Source organism: Undibacterium sp. Ren11W (assembly GCF_049340485.1).
In the GTDB taxonomy this organism is placed as follows: Bacteria; Pseudomonadota; Gammaproteobacteria; order Burkholderiales; family Burkholderiaceae_D; genus Undibacterium.
In genome coordinates, this window is sequence record NZ_JBMPPB010000007.1 from 126,887 (window position 1) to 148,268 (window position 21,382).

At 51.2% G+C, this 21,382-nt stretch carries 17 protein-coding genes; 15 read left to right on the forward strand and 2 right to left on the reverse strand.

What is annotated here, in order from left to right:
- Positions 1–12: 12 nt before the first annotated feature.
- The 4 genes from ACO0K8_RS15970 to ACO0K8_RS15985 all read left to right on the forward strand — a co-directional run bounded on the left by ACO0K8_RS15970 (position 13) and on the right by ACO0K8_RS15985 (position 2,968).
- On the forward strand, positions 13–831 hold the full coding sequence (locus tag ACO0K8_RS15970) for an ABC transporter permease (protein ID WP_422947648.1): 819 nt from the start codon (positions 13–15) through the stop codon (positions 829–831).
- Position 832: 1 nt separating this feature from the next.
- Positions 833–1,654 carry an ABC transporter ATP-binding protein gene (locus ACO0K8_RS15975; RefSeq protein WP_422947649.1) on the forward strand — a complete coding sequence of 274 codons (822 nt, stop codon included), beginning with the start codon at positions 833–835 and terminating at the stop codon, positions 1,652–1,654.
- Positions 1,655–2,113: 459 nt separating this feature from the next.
- Positions 2,114–2,347 (forward strand): hypothetical protein, encoded by a 234-nt coding sequence (locus tag ACO0K8_RS15980; RefSeq protein ID WP_422947650.1) that lies wholly within the window; start codon positions 2,114–2,116, stop codon positions 2,345–2,347.
- Between the two features lie 249 nt (positions 2,348–2,596).
- On the forward strand, positions 2,597–2,968 hold the full coding sequence (locus ACO0K8_RS15985) for a hypothetical protein (RefSeq protein WP_422947651.1): 372 nt from the start codon (positions 2,597–2,599) through the stop codon (positions 2,966–2,968).
- Positions 2,969–3,039: 71 nt separating this feature from the next.
- Here ACO0K8_RS15985 and ACO0K8_RS15990 read toward each other — a convergent pair whose 3' ends face one another.
- Positions 3,040–4,689 carry an isovaleryl-CoA dehydrogenase gene (locus ACO0K8_RS15990; RefSeq protein ID WP_422947652.1) on the reverse strand — a complete coding sequence of 550 codons (1,650 nt, stop codon included), beginning with the start codon at positions 4,687–4,689 and terminating at the stop codon, positions 3,040–3,042.
- A gap of 92 nt (positions 4,690–4,781) precedes the next feature.
- On the opposite strand from ACO0K8_RS15990, the gene ACO0K8_RS15995 reads away from it, so the two are divergent.
- Positions 4,782–5,438, forward strand: coding sequence for a TetR/AcrR family transcriptional regulator (locus ACO0K8_RS15995; RefSeq protein ID WP_422947653.1), 657 nt, complete (start codon positions 4,782–4,784; stop codon positions 5,436–5,438).
- A gap of 130 nt (positions 5,439–5,568) precedes the next feature.
- Here ACO0K8_RS15995 and ACO0K8_RS16000 read toward each other — a convergent pair whose 3' ends face one another.
- Entirely contained in the window at positions 5,569–5,994 is a 426-nt protein-coding gene (locus ACO0K8_RS16000; protein ID WP_422947654.1) for an acyl-CoA thioesterase, read from the reverse strand.
- 116 nt (positions 5,995–6,110) lie between these two features.
- Here ACO0K8_RS16000 and ACO0K8_RS16005 point away from each other — a divergent pair, with 116 nt between their 5' ends.
- From ACO0K8_RS16005 to pyrC, 10 genes are all read left to right on the forward strand, one after another.
- Positions 6,111–7,979 (forward strand): ABCB family ABC transporter ATP-binding protein/permease, encoded by a 1,869-nt coding sequence (locus tag ACO0K8_RS16005; RefSeq protein WP_422947655.1) that lies wholly within the window; start codon positions 6,111–6,113, stop codon positions 7,977–7,979.
- A 134-nt stretch (positions 7,980–8,113) separates the two neighbouring features.
- Positions 8,114–9,238: a branched-chain amino acid ABC transporter substrate-binding protein gene (locus ACO0K8_RS16010; RefSeq protein WP_422947656.1), complete on the forward strand. Its 1,125-nt coding sequence runs from the start codon at positions 8,114–8,116 to the stop codon at positions 9,236–9,238.
- A gap of 109 nt (positions 9,239–9,347) precedes the next feature.
- Positions 9,348–10,310 (forward strand): LysR family transcriptional regulator, encoded by a 963-nt coding sequence (locus ACO0K8_RS16015; protein WP_422947657.1) that lies wholly within the window; start codon positions 9,348–9,350, stop codon positions 10,308–10,310.
- 381 nt (positions 10,311–10,691) lie between these two features.
- A complete protein-coding gene (locus ACO0K8_RS16020; protein ID WP_422947658.1) occupies positions 10,692–15,464 on the forward strand; it encodes an NAD-glutamate dehydrogenase in 4,773 nt (1,590 codons plus the stop codon).
- Positions 15,465–15,680: 216 nt separating this feature from the next.
- On the forward strand, positions 15,681–16,586 hold the full coding sequence (locus tag ACO0K8_RS16025; RefSeq protein ID WP_422947659.1) for an amino acid ABC transporter substrate-binding protein: 906 nt from the start codon (positions 15,681–15,683) through the stop codon (positions 16,584–16,586).
- Positions 16,587–16,751: 165 nt separating this feature from the next.
- Entirely contained in the window at positions 16,752–17,699 is a 948-nt protein-coding gene (locus ACO0K8_RS16030; protein ID WP_422947660.1) for a transporter substrate-binding domain-containing protein, read from the forward strand.
- 187 nt (positions 17,700–17,886) lie between these two features.
- Positions 17,887–18,639, forward strand: a complete 753-nt coding sequence (locus ACO0K8_RS16035) for an amino acid ABC transporter permease (RefSeq protein ID WP_422947661.1) — start codon at positions 17,887–17,889, stop codon at positions 18,637–18,639.
- Position 18,640: 1 nt separating this feature from the next.
- Positions 18,641–19,333, forward strand: a complete 693-nt coding sequence (locus ACO0K8_RS16040; protein WP_422947662.1) for an amino acid ABC transporter permease — start codon at positions 18,641–18,643, stop codon at positions 19,331–19,333.
- A gap of 39 nt (positions 19,334–19,372) precedes the next feature.
- Positions 19,373–20,098 (forward strand): amino acid ABC transporter ATP-binding protein, encoded by a 726-nt coding sequence (locus ACO0K8_RS16045; RefSeq protein WP_422947663.1) that lies wholly within the window; start codon positions 19,373–19,375, stop codon positions 20,096–20,098.
- 215 nt (positions 20,099–20,313) lie between these two features.
- Positions 20,314–21,375, forward strand: coding sequence for a dihydroorotase (gene pyrC / locus ACO0K8_RS16050; RefSeq protein ID WP_422947664.1), 1,062 nt, complete (start codon positions 20,314–20,316; stop codon positions 21,373–21,375).
- Positions 21,376–21,382: the final 7 nt, after the last annotated feature.

The window sequence follows — 21,382 nt, forward strand, 5'->3', positions numbered from 1 at the left end:
TCAAGGACATATATGAAATTAAATTGGCGTGAAATGGGCGCGGGACTGATCGTACCCACGTTGCTGATCTTATTCTGGCAGCTGGTGACCAGCATGGCCTGGGTTAATCCTCAGGTCTTGCCTAGTCCCTGGGCGGTGGTGATCAAATGGCTGGAATATGCCTCGCCTTATGAAGCCTACGACGCCGCCAGCATGAATCGTTTGAGCTGGCTGTTTTCGGGGGAATTGATACGCGACACCATGGGCAGTATGTATCGCGTTGTGGTCGGTTTTGTGATCGGTGCCGGTTTGGCCTTGCCGCTGGGTTTGGCGATGGGGGCCAGTCAGCGCGTGTATGCCTGGCTCAATCCGCTGATGCAGGTATTGCGTCCGATACCGCCGATTGCGTATATCCCCTTGTCGATTTTGTGGTTTGGTCTCGGCAATCCACCGGCGATATTTTTGATTGCGCTCGGTGCGTTTTTTCCGGTGCTGATGAATACCATTGCCGGCGTGCGCCATGTCGACAGCATCTACATCCGCGCAGCCCGCAATCTCGGTGCTAGTCAAACTACTTTGTTTTTGCGTGTGATGTTGCCGGCCTCGGTTCCGTATATCTTGTCGGGGGTGCGTATCGGTATCGGTACCGCCTTTATCGTCGTGATCGTCTCGGAAATGATCGCGGTCAACAATGGCCTGGGCTTCCGGATTCTGGAGGCGCGCGAGTATTTCTGGTCAGATAAAATCATCGCCGGTATGTTCAGCATAGGGATGTTGGGCCTGGCGATAGATCTGGCGATGAATAAACTGAATAATCATTTACTGCGCTGGCACCGTGGTTTGGAGAACTAAGATGACTACGCAAACTTATGCGGCAAGCAGCTCCGCGCAAATCTTGGTGAGCGGCGTAAACAAAATTTTTAAGACGGCCGACAAAGAAGTGGTAGCGCTGAAAGACATCAATCTGGAGATAGCGCAAGGCCAGTTCGTTTGCCTGCTAGGGCCCTCAGGTTGTGGAAAATCGACTCTGCTCAATGCGATAGCCGGTTTTGCTTTACCTAGTTCAGGGAGCATCATTGCCGATGGCAAACTGGTCAATGCACCAGGGCCGGAACGTGGCATGGTATTTCAGGAGTACGCCCTGTTTCCCTGGATGACGGTAGAGAAAAATATCGCGTTCGGGCTGGAAATTAAGGGCATGGGCAAGGCCGAGATCGCTCAGCGGGTAGCTAGTTTACTGGGCATGCTGGGTCTGGCTGATTTCAAAAATCGCTTCCCGAAAGACCTGTCGGGTGGCATGCGTCAGCGCGTCGCGATTGCCCGGGTGCTGGCGCTCGATTCTCCCATCATGCTGATGGACGAGCCCTTCGGCGCACTCGATGCGCTGACGCGTCGCAATCTGCAAGATGAGCTATTGCGGATTTGGGCCGAGCTGAAAAAAACCATCATCTTTGTCACGCACAGCATAGAAGAAGCGATCTATCTGGCCGACCGTATCGTGGTCATGACGTATCGACCTGGTACCGTCAAGCGCGACATCACGGTCGACTTGCCACGTCAGCGCGATCCATCCTCGGCGGAGTTCAATGCGCTCAAGCGCGAGCTGGGGCAACTGGTGATGGAAGAGCAGCAGCGTCATCACAATGACGAATTGAAGATGGCGGCAGTCGATTAACTGAGGTTGAAGATGCTCGCTCGCTAGCGCTGGCTCAGCGCCAGACCCAGAGCTAGTACCACAGAAACTCAAACGCGATCAGGCCCAGCGCGCATTTCCAGGCAGGCTTGCCAGCCTGCCTGGCCTGCAGAGCGCATCGGATATCCGTGTTGGCGGCAAGCGTATATAGATAGCGCGAATGCGTTGCGTCGACTGTCGTTGCAAGTGCTAGTTCATTCGGGCAACAAGGCGATCTGATCACGAGCAAGCACATGATCCAAGTGTGTCTGCACTAAGTAGTCAAAATATTTCCTTTTGAGAAAGAGGGTCTGTTGGATTTTTGAAATTACCATGGTAAAATTACAATTGTTAAATTGGACAACCATGACCGATACTGACAAAAAATGGTGATCCTTGGTTGATCTTATCTGGCGACACGGGATTATTTTTAATGCAAACCCATTATTGAAGATACTTACCATGAAATTATCGCAACTCTGTTTACTTGTATTTCCCGTGCTAACTGCGTGTGCTACTGTTGAAAATACCAGTAGTGATGCAAAAGGATTTGAAGAAAAAGAATATGTGACGGGTAGTCGCATTCCAAGTCAGGGTCAGAAAAGCACAAAAACGCTTTCGCCTGACGCTATAGAAGAATTGCGTACCCAGGTACAGATGGCCAAGCCGGTTCCACAAGCGGGCGGTGGAAAGTAATTACACTTAATTTCGACGACGCACTTTGCGTCCAATTAATATTCTTTGTGTTGTTTTAGAAAAAGCGATAACTGGATCGGTGCTCTTTTGTCTTTAATGTGACGAAAAGCACTGATCTTACTCTGACTTCCAGTGCCTTTGTCGTGCTGTACTCTGCGAAAAACAGCCTGTGATCGTCGCTAATTAATGCAGTTTCACCGCTATGATTAGCGACATCCACCGATATTTATTCACTGGCATCCCCCCGCCATGAACCTACTTTTTATACTCACCGCTTTCATCTCTTTTGCCTGGGCACTTTGGCTAGTGCGGATTAATCGCTGGCCGCGGGTGCAGGTGAAGGTGTTACGCACGTGGGAAGAAGTCACTGGGCAAGAAGGGCATTGGAATACCGGCTTCTTGCATGCAGAATTGGAATATAGCTATCAGGGGCAGCGCTATCAGGTGCTATGGCGCACTGATTTGAGCCTTCATCGACATTTACCGCCTGCTTGCAGCATGGTGTTGGATCCGCTTCACCCGGATCAACCGCAGTGGCCGGCCAGCTGGAAATTGCCTTCGGTCTTGATTGCCGTTGCGCTGCTACTGAGTCTGAATGTATATAGTCAGTTGGGCCGCTAGTTCGCGAGGTAAGCCACATAAGTCGCATAAGTCGCCTAAACAGTGCGCACCGCGGTCGCTGAATTTTCACATTAGCTTGATGCGAGAGCCCGCTCCAAAATTTCTTGTTGCAGAGCTTGCTCGCAGTCTGCCCCCAGACTACCGTAGATGCGGCCGCATTCTGGATCCAGCCTGCTGTTGATAAAGGCCGTCGCATGTGCCGGTGGCGCCAGTTCCAGCATCAGTAATGCCTGCATCCCCAGTACCAGTTTTTGCGTGAAGCGACGTGCCCGCATCTCTTGTTGCTCGGGCGTTGCGTTCAACTCCGCCTGCAATTCAAGCGCTAAACGCTGCAGCGCGGGTGCGCTTGAGGTGTCTAATTGCGCCAGCAAGAGTTGCATGCCTTGCGGGTCGCGGGCGATGGCGCGCAAAACATCCAGGCACATCACATTACCCGAGCCTTCCCAGATAGAATTGACCGGCGCTTCTCTATACATGCGTGCCATAGGGCCGCTTTCTACATAGCCATTGCCGCCCCATACTTCCATACATTCGCCGGTAAATTCGAGAGTGCGCTTGCAGATCCAGAACTTGGCAGCCGGCGTGATGATGCGCTTCCAGGCGCGGGATAATAAATCGTCCGGCGCATCGAGCGCGCTGGCCAGTTTCAGCATCAGCAGCGTGGCCGCTTCACTCTCCAGCGCCAGGTCGGCCAACACATTGCGCATCAGGGGCTGATCGGCCAACAGGCGGCCAAAGGCGCTGCGATGCCGTGCATGATGGATAGCTTGGGTCAGCGCGTGGCGCATCAAGGCCGCGCTGCCTATCACGCAATCGAGCCGCGTCAGGTTCGCCATTTCTATAATGGTGGGGATGCCACGCCCGTCTTCGCCGACCATGATACCTAGCGCGTCCTGAAATTCGACTTCACTGCTGGAGTTGGAGCGGTTGCCGAGTTTTTCTTTCAGCCTTTGTACCAGCACGGCATTCTTGCTGCCGTCCGGTTTCCAGCGTGGCACGAAGAAGCAGGATAGGCCGGCCTCGGTGCGCGCCAGTACCAGATGGGCATCGCACATCGGGGCCGAGAAAAACCATTTGTGGCCGGTCAGCAAGTAGTCGGCACCGCGCCCGCCGGTGGCTAAGGGCACGGCGAAGGTGCTGTTGCTGCGCACATCCGAGCCGCCCTGTTTTTCGGTCATGCCCATGCCTATCATGATAGAAGTTTTTTGTGCGATAGGCAGATCACGCGCGTCGTGATGCCGTGCATAGAGTTTGTCTTTGAGTTGGGCAAACAGCGCAGGCTCATTTTGCAATACCGGTATGGCGGCGAAGGTCATCGTGGTCGGGCACAGTGAGCCAGCTTCCACTTGCGATTGCAGGTAGTAACCAGCCGCGCGCGCCACATGCGCCCCTTTTTGCGGCTGCATCCTTGGCAGGGCCTGCAAGCCCTCTTTGCGCAACAAATCTAACAGTTGGTGCCAGCTTGCATGAAACGCTACTCTGTCGATACGTAGTCCGTTGCGGTCATGCGTCTGCAGTTCGGGCAGATGGTGATTCGCCAGTTCACCAAGCTGTAATATTTCTTTGCTACCCAGTTCGGCACCGTAACGCAGCAGATCGGTCTGATGCCAGCTAGCCTGAAAATGTTCTAAGCCTTGCATTAACACTGCATCGCTGCTGAAAATATTGTAGTCTTGCAGCTCTGGAACTTGATTCGTCACTTCGTGGGTAGGCCATTGCATGATCTGTCTCCGTCTGATGGATGCTTAAAATTGTGTGCTTCATTCTAGACCTCTTGGGGTTCAATCATGTTCGGCTTTATAGGTAAGTAAAATTGTCTGCCAGCTCGCTTGTTAAACCTGCCGCTAGCCCGGTGGCTAACTCTGTCGTTAACCCTTTAAAGGCGCGCCGCAAGCCGGTGCAGCAACGCTCGTTAATGACGCAGGCGGCGATCATCGATGCCTTTGTTCGGCTTTTGCTGGAGAAAAGCTACGAAAAGCTGACCATGCGTGATATCGCCCTGGTGGCCGGGGTCGGGCTGGGGACCTTGTATGAATATTTCCCGAATAAGAAATCGATCGCGGCGCACAGTATCCAGCAGCGTTTTAAGTTGGCGGGGGTGCGGATGCAGGCCTGCATAGACGCACAACGCGGCGGCGCGCTGCTGGCGCTGGTCAATCTGATACTCGACCAGATGGTGGCACTGCATACTCAAGGCGTAGCAGAATGGTCGGCGCTGATTTTTCTGGAAAGAAAAATCTCCGATGCCGAGGCTTACCGGGTTTTGTATCAGCAGATTCTGGAGCTGTGGCAGCAAGCGTTTCTGGCCAGTAGCGACCTCAGTCTGTATCCCGGTAAGCAGGCCAGCGTGGTGCATGCAGCAGTGTATGGCTTACTGTACCAGCGCCTGATGACGGCGCCGCAAGAGGTCGCCAGCACAGCGTTTCGCCAGCAACTGGGCGAGCTGGTGCTGGGGTATTTACAAGCTTAAGAGATCAGACTGAGCTGGCGCAATGCAAAAAATAAATCTAGGCATGCCGCTCACGCATATTCCATGCGGTCCGCAGGCCAGGCAGGCTGGAAACCCGCATGGAATATGCGCAAGCGGGCTTGCTCAAAAATTAACGTGCACTCATGCTGGCGATCGCTTCCAGCGGCGGGATCTGGCGAGGCTTACGGTCATCACCGGTGGCGACATAGGTCAGGGTGGCTTCGGTGACCTTGACAGTGTCGGCTTGCAGGCGATTGCGCTCGGCATACACTTCGACTGCGACGGTCAGCGAGGTATTGCCGACACGGGTCACTTCTGCATAAAACGAGAGTAAATCGCCAACGAACACTGGATGCTTGAACAAGAAGGAATTCACCGCGATGGTGGCTACGCGGCCATTGGCACGGCGCGCTGCCGGTATCGCACCGGCAATATCGACTTGCGCCATGATCCAGCCGCCGAAGACGTCGCCGTGCACATTGGCATCGGCTGGCATAGGCATTACGCGCAATTGTGGCATGCCGGGCGGAAGGGTGGTTTTGGTGAGTTCGGACATGAGCTTGCCTTTAAGACGTTACAATTGCTGGAATAATAAACTAAATTGATACTCCGCATTTTTTCGCCTTGTATCGCGCCTTGCTTTTTTTACTCTCTATTTAAATAAGCCCCTCCATGCGTCGTAATTCCTCTTCTTCCGCACCTGCGCCCTTGGCTAGCTCTGGCCGTGGCGACTGGTCCACCGTCAAGACCCTGTTACCGTATCTGTGGGCGTATAAATGGCGCGTCTTGCTGGCCTTGCTGTTTCTGGTCGGCGCTAAGCTAGCCAATGTAGGCGTGCCGCTGATACTCAAGCGCCTGATCGATAGTTTGACCATCGCTCCCGGCGACCCTTTAGCCTTGATGGTGTTGCCGCTCAGTTTGCTAGTGGCCTACGGCGTATTGCGGGTCTCAACTACCTTGTTTACCGAGTTACGCGAATTTGTCTTTGCCAAGGTCACGCAAAGAGCGGTGCGTAATATCGCCTTGAAGGTGTTTCGCCATCTGCATGCTTTGTCGCTGCGCTTCCATCTGAACCGTCAAACCGGCGGCATGACGCGCGACATCGAGCGCGGTACCCGTGGTATTTCTTCTTTGGTCTCGTATGCCTTGTTCAGTATTTTCCCCACATTGCTAGAAATTTCACTGGTTTTGATTTATCTGGCGACCCATTACGACATCTGGTTTAGCCTGATTACTGTGATTGCTTTGCTTAGCTATATTATTTTCACCATCAGCATGACCGAGTGGCGCACGCATTTCCGGCGCACCATGAATGAGCTCGATTCCAAGGCCAGTACCAAGGCTATCGATTCTTTGCTTAATTATGAGACCGTCAAATATTTTGGCAATGAAGATTATGAGGCCAAGCGCTACGACGCCGGCCTGCAGCATTATGAGATCGCAGCGGTAAAATCGCAGACCACGCTGTCCATGCTCAATACCGGGCAATCGTTGATTATCGCGACTGCCGTGACCTTGATCTTATGGCGCGCGACTCAGGGTGTGATTGACAAGAGCATGAGTATAGGCGATCTGGTGTTGGTGAACGCCTTCATGATACAACTCTACATACCGCTGAATTTTCTGGGGGTTTTGTACCGCGAGATCAAGCAAAGTCTGGCTGATATGGAAAGACTATTTTCTTTGCTAGACCAGAATCGTGAAGTCGCCGATAAGCTTGACGCGCCCGATTTGCTTATTCAGCAGCATACAGCACGCCATTCCGGCGGCGCGATACGCTTCTCACATGTCGATTTTAGTTACGAAACCAAGCGGCAGATCTTGTTTGACGTCGATTTTAGTATCGCAGCGGGCACCACCACTGCGGTAGTCGGGCATAGCGGTTCCGGTAAATCGACTTTGTCGCGCTTACTGTTCCGTTTTTACGATGTGCAGGCCGGCAGTATCACGATCGATGGCCAGAACATCATGGATGTGAATCAGCATTCTTTGCGCAATGCGATCGGTATCGTGCCACAAGATACAGTGTTGTTTAACGACACCATTGAATACAATATCGCCTACGGTAAACCTGGTGCCACTAAGGAGGAAATCATTGCAGTGGCCAAGGCGGCCTACATACACGAGTTTATCGAGACTTTACCGGATGGCTATGCCACCATGGTCGGCGAGCGCGGGCTGAAATTGTCGGGCGGTGAAAAGCAAAGGGTCGCGATCGCGCGCACCATACTTAAAAATCCGGCGATCTTGATTTTTGATGAAGCCACTTCGGCACTCGATTCCAAATCTGAGCAAATGATACAGACTCAACTCAAAGAAATCGCCAAGAGTCGCACTAGTCTGGTGATTGCACATCGGCTCTCCACCATCGTCGATGCCGAGCAGATTTTGGTGATGGATAAAGGTCGCATCATAGAGCGCGGCACCCATCAAACTTTGCTGGCGATGGAGGGGGCGTATGCCCAGATGTGGCAACGTCAGCAGCATAAGCAAGAGGCCAGCAGCGATGCTGATGAATTGGAAACGCTGGCTACTGAGTGAAAATTACTCTGAAAATAAATGCAAACGAAGGTATATTCTGGCTATTCAAAATTTAATTTGTGCGGTTTTAATCTATTATCGCTCTAGGTTTATTTAAGGTTCTTACTTCTGCTTATCCTCTTCCAGGAATGATTATGACGAAATTTATACGTAGTATGACCGTGTTGTCTACGCTAGTCTTAGCTTCGGCGTGTAGCCGGCAAGTTGACGTAAAAATAGGCTTGGTCGGCCCTATGACAGGTGCCTTGGCGCATAACGGAAAAAGTATGGCGCAGGGCGCGCAAATCGCAGTCGACGAGTTAAATGAAGAAGGTTTTTTCATCAAAGGTAAACGCGCCAATTTCACTTTAATCGTGGAAGACGATAAGGCCTCGCCTGAAGAAGGCAAGGCAGCTGCGCAACGCTTGCTGGACGCTGGGGTAGTCGCTGTATATGGGCACTTTAATTCCGGCGTGACGATACCGGCGGCACCGATTTACGCGAAGGCCGGGATACCGCAAATGTCGGCGTCAACCAATCCCAAATACACCCGTATGGGGATCGCCAGTGCATTTCGCATCGGCGCTGATGATATTGAGCAAGGTGCCACTTTAGGCCGGGTCGCGGTCGATAAACTCAAGGCAAAATCGGTCTTTGTCGTGGATGACGGGTCCTTGTTCGGTACCGGTTTAGTGTTAGAAGTGAATAAAGTTTTGAGTGCTAAAAACGTGACTGCAAGCGTCGAATCAGTCAAGCCAAACGCAGTTGATTACGCCGCCTTGGTTAAGAAAATCGAAGAAAGCAAAGCCAGTGTGGTGATTTATGGCGGCGATGATCCGGTCGGTGTGGCACTCTTGAAAGCCTTGCGTGCTGGCGGCTCTGACGTGAAATTTATTGCTGGCGACTCTATGTGCGATGCGGGCATCATTAAAGCCGCAGCCGGCACAGCTAATCGCGATTACTTCTGTACCGTTGCTGGTGTGCCGCCGTCCTGGTTGTCGGGCGGCGCTGCATTCGTGCAAAAATATAAGACAAAATTTGGTGAGCCTGGTGCCATGGCTCCGATTGCTTATGATGGTATTCATGTGTATGCCCAGGCAATGCAAAAAGCCGGCTCTACCGATGCCGCAGCAATCGTTGCTGAACTGAAGAAAAATTCTTTTGATGGCAAGATACAGGGCAGCGTCGAGTTTGACGCTAAGGGCGATCTGAAAGACGGTTCTATCGTGATCTACGAAGCCATCGGTGGTGTTCTGACTGAGAAGTCCGGCCTATATTGATCGCTGCGAAAGCCTGCATAGGCTGTTGATATTTAAAAAACGCTGCCAGCTAGGTTTTAGCTCGCAGCGTTTTTTGCTTTTACCTGACTACTTATACTAAGATGCTGATATGGAAACAAAATGGCTAGAAGACTTCGTCTCATTGGCTGAAACTAATAGTTTCAGCCGTTCTGCTGAGCTGCGTCACGTGACGCAGCCGGCCTTTTCGCGACGCATACAATCCCTGGAGGCCTGGTTAGGCACCGATCTGATAGATCGCACCTCTTACCCTACGCGCCTCACTCACGCCGGCGATGTGTTTTTCGAACAGGCGATCGCCATGTTGGGGCAAATTAATAATGCCCGTGCCCTGTTACGCGGCAAACGAACTTCGACTCAGACCACGATAGATTTTGCTGTGCCACATACTTTATCGCTGACTTATGTGCCTAAATGGTTGACCAACCTAGAGCAAGCTTTTGGTGAGATGCACACACGCCTGCTGGCGCTCAATGTGCATGATGCGGTAATGACTTTGGTCGAGGGCGGCTGTGATCTTTTGCTGTGTTATCACCATCCGCGCCAGCCGCTGTTGTTGGATCCGGCACAATATGACATGATCAATATGGGCTCGGAAGCTTTGCGCGCCTATACCCGATGTGACAAAGCCGGTGTGCCAGATTTCGTGTTGCCCGGCAGCTTAGATGCGCCACTGCCGTTTTTGGCATATGCAAATAATGCCTATCTGGGGCGCATGGTCGATTTGATTTTGAACGACGCGCGCATTCCCCTGCATTTTGATAAATGCTACGAGACCGACATGGCCGAGGGCTTGAAGATGATGGCACTGGAAGGTCGCGGGGTGGCTTTTTTACCTGAATCGGCAGTCAGTCGCGAGATCAAGCAAAAACAATTGGCACGTGCCGATGGCGGACTCAAGCAATGGGAGGTCGAGATGGAAATCCGCTTATACCGCGAGCGCCCATCGCTGCAACGCCCAGGCAAGGCTATAGTATCAAAATTATGGGAATATTTAGAGCAAAAAAACGCATTGAGTACTAAACTTAGCCAAAAACCACGTAAGCTTAAATAAAGCTCGGTATTGGGTTTGTCGCTCGCATTTTTTGCTGCCTCATGATCTTTGAGTCTTTAGTGATGCTTCAGATTTTTCAAATTTTATTCGTAGGTTTTTGTTAAATTCCAAGAAATATTTGGAGAGAAAAGCCCACGCTGTTTTGCTGTCGCTAGAGTCAAATCAAGTAAATGAATAGTTATGTTTTTTTTGCATAGTTACATGCAAACAAAGCATTGGCAGTCATTAGAGCTGGTGCTCTACCATGCGTCAGCTTATCGGTAATTGCGTCAGAACAAGTTATTTTTGGAGGGGACTTGGGCTGAGCGGCTTGCCTGGGTATCCGCCAGCGAGCCTTGATATCTTCGATTACTTGATACCCTCAAACTAGAAGGAGAACGCATGACTACGTCCCACCTGGCCGAACTTTTGGCTTATGCGCAAGAACATACAGGCTCCGCAGCCGACCGCCAAGCCGGTTTCGTTGCCGCTTATTTTGAGAATACCGACCCTGATGAAGTACTGGCCCGTGGCTCAGCTACCTTATTTGCCGTCGCCAATGCGCACTGGCGTTTGCTAGATGCACCGCGCACCGCACACAGCGCTAAGTTAAGGGTATTTAACCCCACTTTGGCTGAAGATGGTTTTGTTAGCGAGCACACGGTGATACAGATCGTTAACGACAATATGCCGTTTCTGGTCGATTCCGTCACCATGGCGATCAATCGCAGCGGGCGTACCGCGCATTGGATCGTGCATCCTTTGATCAGTGTGGCACGTGATGCCCAGGGTGGCATTGCCGCCGTCAGTACGGTGGCTGCGGCTAGTGCCGCAGGCAAGCAAGAAAAAATAGAATCCCTGATTTTGGTTGAGTGCGATCGCATCGTTGCGGTGTCTGAGCAACAGGCACTGGCGGACGACCTGAGCCGGGTATTAGCCGATGTGCGTGGCGCGGTAGACGACTGGCCAGCCATGTTGGCAAGGGTGCAAAGCGTCACGGTAGCGGCCGAAAAGGCGCCTCTGTCGCCAGCCAATCGCGAAGAGGGTATCGCTTTCTTGCATTGGATGGAACAGCGTCACTTTACTTTCCTCGGTGCGCGTGACTACGATTTGAAGCGCGATGGTGAGAGCGTGACGATGGTGGCCAGACCCGACTCCGGCCTGGGTATTTTGCGCGGTGCCGCGCAAACTATAGAAACGGTATTGTCGCCAGAAGCGGTTGCACTGGTAGATTCGGATGAGTTGGTGCTGGTGACTAAAACCATGACACGCGCCACCGTACATCGTCCGGCCTGGCTCGACTATATCGGTGTGAAACGCTTTGACGAAGCGGGACAAGTGATAGGTGAGTCACGCTTTTTGGGCTTATACACCTCGACCGCCTATTCTTGCAACGTGGCCGATATTCCACAAGTACGCCAGCGCGCTGCCGATGTGATGAAAACCGCCGGTGTGGTACCGGATAGTCACGCCGCTAAATCTCTGCAATCAATTTTGGATGATTATCCGCGCGATGAACTGTTTCAGATCGATACTGCCACCCTGACAGAACATGCAGTCGGTATTTTACGATTGCAAGAACGCCAGCGCACCCGCTTATTCTTGCGCCGCGATCCTTTCGGGCGCTTTACTTCGGCCCAGGTGTTTGTGCCGCGCGATCGTTATAACACCGAGTTGCGTGTCAAAATCAGTGGTGAATTGATGGCCGCATTGAATGGTCAGTCGATTGAGTTCACGCCTATGCTGACCGATAGTCCTCTGGCACGCATACATTATCTGGTGCGCGCTAAAGAAGATGCGCCGCACAATGTCAATCTGCAAGCTCTGGAAGCGCGTATCGCTAAATTGGCGCAACGCTGGGAAGACGACTGCAGTGCCGAATTATTGCGCGCCCATGGAGAGGGCTTGGGTCTGGCCCTAGCACATCGTTTCGCGAACGCCTTCTCTACCGCTTATCGCGAAGACTTCTCAGCTTTAGTGGCAGCGGAAGACGCCGACATGTTAGCGAATTTGTCGGCCAGTTCTCCTTTGGCGGTCAAGCTGTATCGTCCACTCGACGCCGCGCCCGGCATGCTGCGTTTTAAAATTTACAATACCTCAAAAGTGGCCCTGTCGGATTCATTGCCGGTGCTGGAGCGGATGGGGGCTAGAGTCTTAGATGAACATCCTTACCATATCGCCAGTGCGAATGGCAGTGTCAGTGAGTCACTGTGGATACATGATCTTGGTTTGCAACTGCCGCCTGGTACCGATTTATCTACCGTTAAGGCACGTTTCGAAGCCTTGTTTGCTCTGGCTTGGGGTGCGCAGGTCGAAAGCGACGACTTGAATCGACTAGTCTTGAGTACGGCCTTAGATGCCCGTGCGATTGCAGTGTTGCGGGCGTATACGCGTTACTTCAAGCAATTGGGTTTTGCTTTTAGCCAAAGCTATATCGAGGCGACTCTGAATAAAAACGCCAGCATCGCCCAAGCGATTGCCGAATTATTCGATGCGCGTTTCAATCCTGCGGTGAGCGCTAACCGGGATGTCGAACAACCGCGTCTCAAACAGCAGATAGAAAGCCATCTGGGAAATGTCGCTAGTCTGGATGAAGATAGAATTCTGCGTCAATTCTTCACCACGGTACTGGCTACCTTGCGTACCAACGTCTGGCAAACGACAGCTACCGGCGCCGATAAGCCTTACATGAGCTTTAAGCTGAACCCGCGTGAAGTGCCGGGCGTGCCTGAGCCTAAACCTTTGTTTGAAATCTGGGTGTATTCACCTCGAGTAGAAGGCGTACATTTACGCGGCGGCAAAGTGGCGCGCGGCGGTTTGCGCTGGTCCGATCGCAGAGAAGATTTCCGTACCGAGATTCTCGGTCTGGTAAAGGCGCAGCAAGTCAAGAACACGGTGATCGTACCGGTCGGCTCCAAAGGTGGTTTTGTGCTTAAGAATGCGCCGCCAGCAAGCGATAGAGAAGCGTATCAGGCTGAAGGTATCGCTTGCTACAAGCTATTCTTGTCTGGCTTACTTGATCTTACCGACAATGTGGTGAAGGGTAATGTGGTGCCTCCACTGAATGTGGTGCGACATGACGTCGATGATCCGTATCTGGTGGTGGCGGCCGACAAAGGTACTGCGACCTTCTCGGATATCGCTAATGGCGTGTCTGCTGATTATGGGTTCTGGTTGGGTGACGCTTTTGCCTCGGGTGGCTCGGTAGGTTATGACCATAAGAAAATGGGTATCACCGCACGCGGCGCATGGGAATCGGTCAAGCGCCACTTCCGCTCCTTGTCTATCAATACCCAAACTACGCCATTTACCGTGGCCGGTATCGGCGACATGTCGGGTGACGTGTTTGGTAACGGCATGCTCTTGTCTGAGCAGATTAAACTGGTAGTGGCATTTGATCACCGCCATATTTTCATCGATCCAACACCGGACGTGGCCAGCTCGTTTGCTGAAAGGCAGCGTCTGTTTGCCTTGCCGCGTTCCAGCTGGGATGATTACGATAAGAGTTTGATTTCGGCAGGCGGTGGGGTTTATCCACGCAGTGCAAAATCGATTAGCCTGAGTCCCGAAGCACGTGCCGTGATCGGTATCGAAAATGCCGAAATCACACCGGTAGAATTGCTCAAGGCGATCTTGCAAGCACCGGTGGATTTGTTGTACAACGGCGGTATTGGTACCTATGTCAAGGCGGCGTTTGAGACGCACGCCCAGGTCGGTGATAAATCCAGCGATGCTTTCCGTGTCAATGGCAATGAGTTGCGCTGCAAGGTTTTGGCCGAAGGCGGTAACCTCGGTTGCACGCAAAACGGACGGATAGAATTTGCTCAGCATGGCGGGCGTATTTATACAGATGCGATCGATAATTCGGCGGGGGTAGATTGCTCCGATCACGAAGTTAACATTAAGATTTTGTTGGGAAGTATTGTCGAAGCGGGCGATCTGACACTCAAGCAACGCAATGATTTGTTAGCCTCCATGACGGACGAAGTCGGTTTGCTGGTATTGACCGATAATTACTATCAAAGCCAGGCCCTGGACATTGCCACCCATAGACCTATGTATGTGCTGGACGGACAGCAGCGTCTGATGCAAAGTCTGGAGAGTCAGGGACGCTTGAATCGTGCGATAGAATTTTTGCCGAATGATGAAGAAATAGCCCGTCGCAAGGCGCGCAAACAAGGCTTAACAGCACCCGAAGGAGCGGTGGTGTTAGCCTACGCAAAAATGTCGGTGTTTGACGAGCTGTTGGCGAGTAATTTACCGGATGATCCATATTTTAGCGGTGCCTTAAAAGCCTACTTCCCACAAGTATTGAGTGAGAAATTTGGATCGGCGATTGCGGCACATCCTTTGAAGCGCGAGATCATCGCTACCTTCATCACCAATACCGTGGTGAATCGTACAGGTGCGACTTTCGTTAATTTTATCGCTACTGAAGCCGGCGCTACTGCGGCCGACGTGATCCGTGCCTTCACCCTGGCGCGTGAGATTTTTGATCTGGAAGCATTATGGGATCAGATCGATGCGCTCGATTACCGTGTAGACTCGACTTTACAGTTGGATCTTTTGACTCGTCTTACCGCGATTGCGCAGCGTGCTTCACGTTGGATGTTGCGAGTGCGCGCTCAGAACACAGATCTGCCAACCTTGATCCAGCACTACCAGCCAGCAGCACGCGAAATGCGTGAACATCTGGCCGTATGGTTGCCATTAGCGGCATATGATAATTGGCAGCAAGCGGCTGAGATATTGACTAGTGCAGGCGTAGAAGCCGATCTGGCACAAGATCTGACGGCCTTGGAATTTATTTTTCCGGCCTTGGATTTGGTTGATTTGGCAGAAGGTTGCAACGTTGATTTAGAAGAAGCTGCCCGTGCCTATTTTGGCGTCGATGCCGAATTGGGCTTGACTGGATGGCGTACCCAAATCAATCGTTTGCCTACCGAGACCTTATGGCAAACCCAAGCGCGTGGCAGTGCGCGCGATGATGTATATTCGATCGCCAGCCAAATCACTAAGGGACTGTTGTCCAGAAACGAGGAAGTGAGCGCATGGCGCGAGCAGCACACCGCGGCAATCGCGCGTTTGTGCAAACTGCTGGCCACCATCAGCACGCAAGCCGCCGATCTGGCACCGGTATCGGTCGCCTTGCGCGAACTACGCCACCTGGCGTAAATTGAGCCTCGGGATGCGGGTTTCTGTTTGAAAACGAAAGCCGCATCAGCTACTCTGTACGGGAGAGAGGGAAATTTTAGAAATTTCCCTCTCTCGAAGAGTTTACTTACTTCAGATGCACTAGAGATTTCTAGCTTCAAATGTAACAATCAGTATTTCAGTTGAAGTTATTTCTTTCTTTCCGTTATTATTTGCAAAAATACCCTAAGGAAATTTATGAAATTCTCTAGCCCACTCAAGCTAGTCACACTTAGCGGCACAATCTGCCTGCTATTGACTAGCTTATCCCCTTCTTACGCTGCCGATACCCTCGCACGGATTAAAGAAACGCAATCCATCACCATTGCGCACAGAGAAGCATCGGTGCCGTTTTCGTATTTATCTGAGACGAAAAAACCGATAGGCTATTCTGTCGATGTCTGCATGAAGCTGGTAGATGCGATTAAAAAAGAGCTAAAACTGCCACAATTGACGGTCAATTATTTACTCGTCACCCCTAGTACCCGCATCCCCGCGATCGTTGAGGGTAAGGCCGATCTGGAATGTGGTTCGACTACGAATAATGCTGAGCGGCGCAAACAGGTGGCATTTACTATCCCCCATTTTTTTGCTACCACACGTATGGTGGTACGTAGCGATTCCGGGATCAAAAACTGGACCGATTTAAAATCGAAAACCGTGGTTGCCACCAAGGGCACGACTACTGTCAAATTATTAAATGACAGAGATAAAGTACGCGCACTGGATTTACAATTAATCGAAGGTAATGACCATCAAAATTCGTTTGAGATGGTCGATAGTGGTAAGGCCGCAGCCTTTCCTATGGACGATGTTTTGCTATACGGCTTGCGTGCCAATAGCAAAGATCCGGCCAAATTCAGCATACTCGGTGATGCACTCTCTACCGAACCGTATGCGATTATTTTACGTAAAGATGAACCTGCATTTAAAAATTTTATTGATAAAGAAATGGCGCGCCTGATGCTAGAAGGCGAAATTACCAAGCTCTACGATAAGTGGTTTAAATCTGCGATACCGCCCAAGGGGATTAATTTAAATATGGGGATGAATTCATTAATGCGCGATAATCTGCGCTTCCCCTCAGATAAAGTGGCGGATTAAGAATAAATAGGCAGCGAAAAGAAATTTTCCCTGCTTTTTTTATGTTTTTAAGTAGTATTACGTATGTTCTTGCGCGAAAAAGATACGGCGTTCCAGCTAGCTTTTGTTAGACTGAGTAACTTAATTTTTTTTGATCTTTTTGGATGTAAAATTTTTGGAGACAGTATGAAGTTATTAAAATTATTGATTGTTCTGGCAGGCGCGGGTGTGATTGCAAGTGCGGCTCAAGCACAAGAAACAGGAACATTAAAAAAAATCAAAGAAACTGGCACCATCACTCTGGGTGTGCGTGACTCTTCCATCCCTTTCTCCTATCTCGACGATAAACAATCGTATCAAGGTTACTCTATCGATCTGTGTTTGAAAGTGGTGACGGCAGTCCAAAAACAATTGGGCATGACTAGTCTGAACGTCAAACTTAATCCTGTCACTTCTGCCACGCGCATACCGCTGATGGCAAACGGCACCATCGATATGGAATGCGGTTCGACCACGAACAATATGGAGCGCCAAAAACAAGTCGCTTTCGCGCCTACCACTTTTGTGACCGCAAATCGGATTCTGGCTAAAAAATCGGCGAATATTAAGTCATTGGCTGATTTACGTGGCAAGTCGGTAGTCTCTACTTCAGGCACCGCAAACTTAAAACAACTGACGCAATTAAATGCAGATCAAAATCTGGGCATCAATATTTTGCCAGCTAAAGATCATGCAGAAGCCTTCCTGATGGTAGAAACTGGCCGCGCTGTGGCTTTCGTCATGGACGATATCTTGCTCGCCTCCCTGGCTGCCAATTCCAAAGCGCCTGCCGACTATGAAATCAGCAAAGAAGCTTTGTCGGTAGAACCGTACGGCATCATGATGCGCAAAGACGATCCTGCGTTCAAAAAGGCAGTTGATACTGCGATCTCGAATGTACTGACTTCGGGTGACATCAACCGTATTTATGCAAAATGGTTCTTGCAGGCGATTCCTCCAAAAGGTATCAATTTGAACTGGCCTATGTCGGACCAATTCAAAGTCGTTGCTGCTAAGCCTACCGATTCTGGTGAGCCATCTGCCTACGCTGCCGTACCTGAAGCACAAAAAGCGGTCTTGAAAAAGAAAAAATAAGCGAAGACGAACCGAGAGTTCGTGTAGCACAGAAAAACAAAACGGGAGCGCCGCGCCTCCCGTTTTGTTTTTCTTAAAGTTGATTTTGCCGATAGGCAAGATAATTGCCGTAAAAGCCGATGCAAAAGCAGAAGCAAATACAGAAGTAAAAATAGAAATAAGCAATGTGTAATAAAAGGAGAAGAATATGAATTATCACTGGAACTGGAACATCTTTTGGGAAGCGGCCCCGGATGGCGGCGGCACCTATTTAGATTCCCTGATCTCAGGCATGTTATGGACGCTAGCAACGGCTGGCCTGGCATGGATCATCGCCCTGGTATTGGGCGCCGTGATCGGCACCATCCGTACTGCGCCGAATAAATGGGCAGCGCGTTTAGCTAACGGCTACGTAGAATTATTCAGAAACATTCCGCTGCTAGTGCAAATGTTTCTGTGGTATTTCGTGATGCCTGAGTTGGTCCCGACTGAAATGGGTAATTGGCTCAAGTCTTTGCCAAATTCTCCCTTTATCACCGCGGTATTGAGTCTGGGTTTCTTTACCTCGGCGCGGGTGGCGGTACAGGTGTCTGCCGGTATCAATGCCTTGCCTAGCGGCCAGAAAATGGCCGGTACTGCCTTGGGTCTGACTCTGCCACAAACCTATCGCTATGTCTTATTGCCGATGGCGTTTCGTATCATCATCCCGTCGTTGACCAATGAGGTGGCGGCGATTATTAAAAATAGCTCGGTGGCTTTAACCATCGGTCTGATGGAACTGACTGCCAGTGCGCGCTCTATGCAAGAGTTTTCATTTCAAGTGTTTGAAGCTTTCACGGTCGCTACCCTGATTTATCTGGGCGTTTCTGTGGTGGCGATTATCTTGTCGAATCTGCTGGAAAAAGCCACTGCCGTCCCTGGTTACATCACATCCGGTTCGGCGACTGCGGGAGGAAAATAAGATGTTTGCAAATTTCGATTTTGATGTCATCCAGCGTTCCTGGGTTTACCTGTTTACTACCGGTATGGTGTTCACCCTGAAGTTGACGCTGTTCGCTATGGTGGGTGGTACAGTCCTCGGTACCATGCTGGCCATGATGCGTTTGTCTAGTAGTAGGGCAATTGCTCTGGCCGCTACCACCTATGTCAACATCATGCGTTCTATACCGCTGGTGATGGTGATTTTCTGGTTCTACTTTCTGGTGCCGTATATCGGTGCCTGGATCATAGGTTCGGATACGCCGGTGCAAGTCGGTGCCTTTTCATCCTGCCTGATTACCTTTGTCATGTTTGAAGCCGCCTATTATTGCGAGATCATGCGCTCGGGGATACAGTCGATACCGCGCGGCCAGATTTGGGCCGGTTACGCGATGGGGATGAGTTACTGGCAAACCATGGCGCATATCGTGTTGCCACAGGCGTTTCGCAATATGATCCCGGTCTTGTTGACCCAAACCATCGTCTTGTTTCAAGACGTGTCGCTGGTGTATGTGTTGTCGATTACCGATTTCGTCGGTGCCGCTTCTAAGGTTGCACAACGTGATGGACGCTTGGTAGAAATGTATTCCTTCGTCGCGCTGGTCTACTTCATCATGTGTTTTGCCTTGTCGAAACTGGTGACGAAGATACAGAAAAAAGTAGCGATCATACGCTAAGCGACCCTTGAAAAACGTGTAAAAGATTTGGAGAAAATGATGATAAAACTCAATAATGTCAGTAAATGGTATGGCCAGTTTCAAGTCCTGACCGATTGCACTACCCACGTCAGTAAGGGCGAGGTCGTGGTGGTGTGCGGCCCTTCTGGTTCCGGTAAATCGACTTTGATCAAGACCGTCAACGGACTCGAGCCTTTTCAAAAAGGCGAGATCATTGTCGACGGCATTTCGGTCGGCGATCCTAAGACTAATCTGTCTAAACTGCGGGCCCGTATCGGCATGGTGTTCCAGAACTTTGAACTGTTCCCGCACCTGTCGATACGTGAGAATCTGACGATTGCTCAAGTAAAAGTCTTAGGCCGCAGCGAAGACGAGGCCACCGAGCGCGGCTTGAAATATCTCGATCGCGTCGGTCTGCTGGCGCACAAGGATAAATTCCCGGGTCAACTCTCGGGTGGTCAGCAACAGCGCGTGGCAATTGCGCGTGCCCTGTCTATGGATCCGATTGCTATGTTGTTCGATGAGCCGACCTCGGCACTCGATCCGGAAATGATCAATGAAGTCTTGGATGTCATGGTCGGTTTGGCACAAGAAGGCATGACCATGATGGTGGTGACGCACGAGATGGGTTTCGCCAAAAAAGTGGCAAACCGTATCGTCTTCATGGATAAGGGACTGATCGTGGAAGACTGCGCCAAGGATGAATTTTTCACCGCGGCCCGTTCTGAACGTGCGCGTGACTTCCTGGCCAAGATCATCCATTAAGTTTGCCAGTCTTATAAATTAAACGCCATTGCGATTTTGCAAAGGCGTTTTTTTTATCCATTTTTTAAATATACTCCCCTATTAATCTAGTAAATATAGCCTCTTGCGCATATGGAACGTGCGTAATGAAATTATACTAGGTGGGAGTATAGGTATTTGAGCCCTTAGCGAGTCAGAAAAGGTAAAATGCTGGCATTCTGTAATAGCGAGCTGCCATGACCACGACTGCCCCATCCTCCGTTCAAGAAATCCAAATCACCCGCCCAGACGACTGGCATCTGCATTTGCGCGATGGTGCTGCACTGGCCAGTGTCTTGCCGCACACCGCGGCTCAGTTCGCGCGCGCCATCGTGATGCCGAATCTGAAACCGCCAGTGACCACGACCGCGCAAGCTGGCGCTTATCGCGAACGTATTTTGGCGGCTCTGCCAGCGGGCATGCGTTTTGAACCCCTGATGACTTTGTACCTGACCAATAGCACGCAGCCGGACGAAATCCGCCGCGCGAAAGACAGTGGTTTTGTGCATGCGGTGAAATTGTATCCGGCCGGTGCCACCACCAACTCAGACGCTGGCGTGACCGATCTGCGTCTGTGTTACAAAACCCTGGAAGTGATGCAGGAAGTCGGCTTGCCGTTTCTGGTGCATGGCGAAGTGACCGATCCCGAGATCGATCTGTTCGACCGCGAAGCCGTGTTCATCGAGCGCGTACTGCAACCGCTGCGCCAGGACATGCCAGAACTTAAAGTGGTGTTTGAACACATTACCACCAGCGATGCGGCCGCCTATGTGCGCGAGGCCAGCGGCCCTATCGCCGCCACCATTACCGCCCATCATTTGCTGTACAACCGCAACGAGATTTTTAAAGGCGGGATACGTCCGCATTACTACTGCCTGCCGGTCTTGAAGCGTGAATCGCACCGATTGGCCCTGTTGCAAGCGGCCACCTCGGGCAATCCGCGCTTCTTCCTCGGCACTGATTCTGCTCCGCATGCCAAAGGCGTCAAAGAAAACGCCTGTGGTTGCGCTGGTTGCTACACCGCTTTGCATGCGATGGAGTTGTACACGCAAGCCTTCGATCAAGCCGGTGCCTTGGATAAGCTGGAAGCCTTTGCCAGCTTTAACGGCCCGGCCTTCTACAATCTGCCGCGCAATAGCGGCCACATCACGCTCAAGCGCGAGAACTGGACCCTGCCTGCCGAGCTACCGTTTGTCGACAGCAGCATCGTCCCTTTAAATAGCGGCGAAACGATACACTGGAAAATGCTTGCAGAATAAAGTAGCG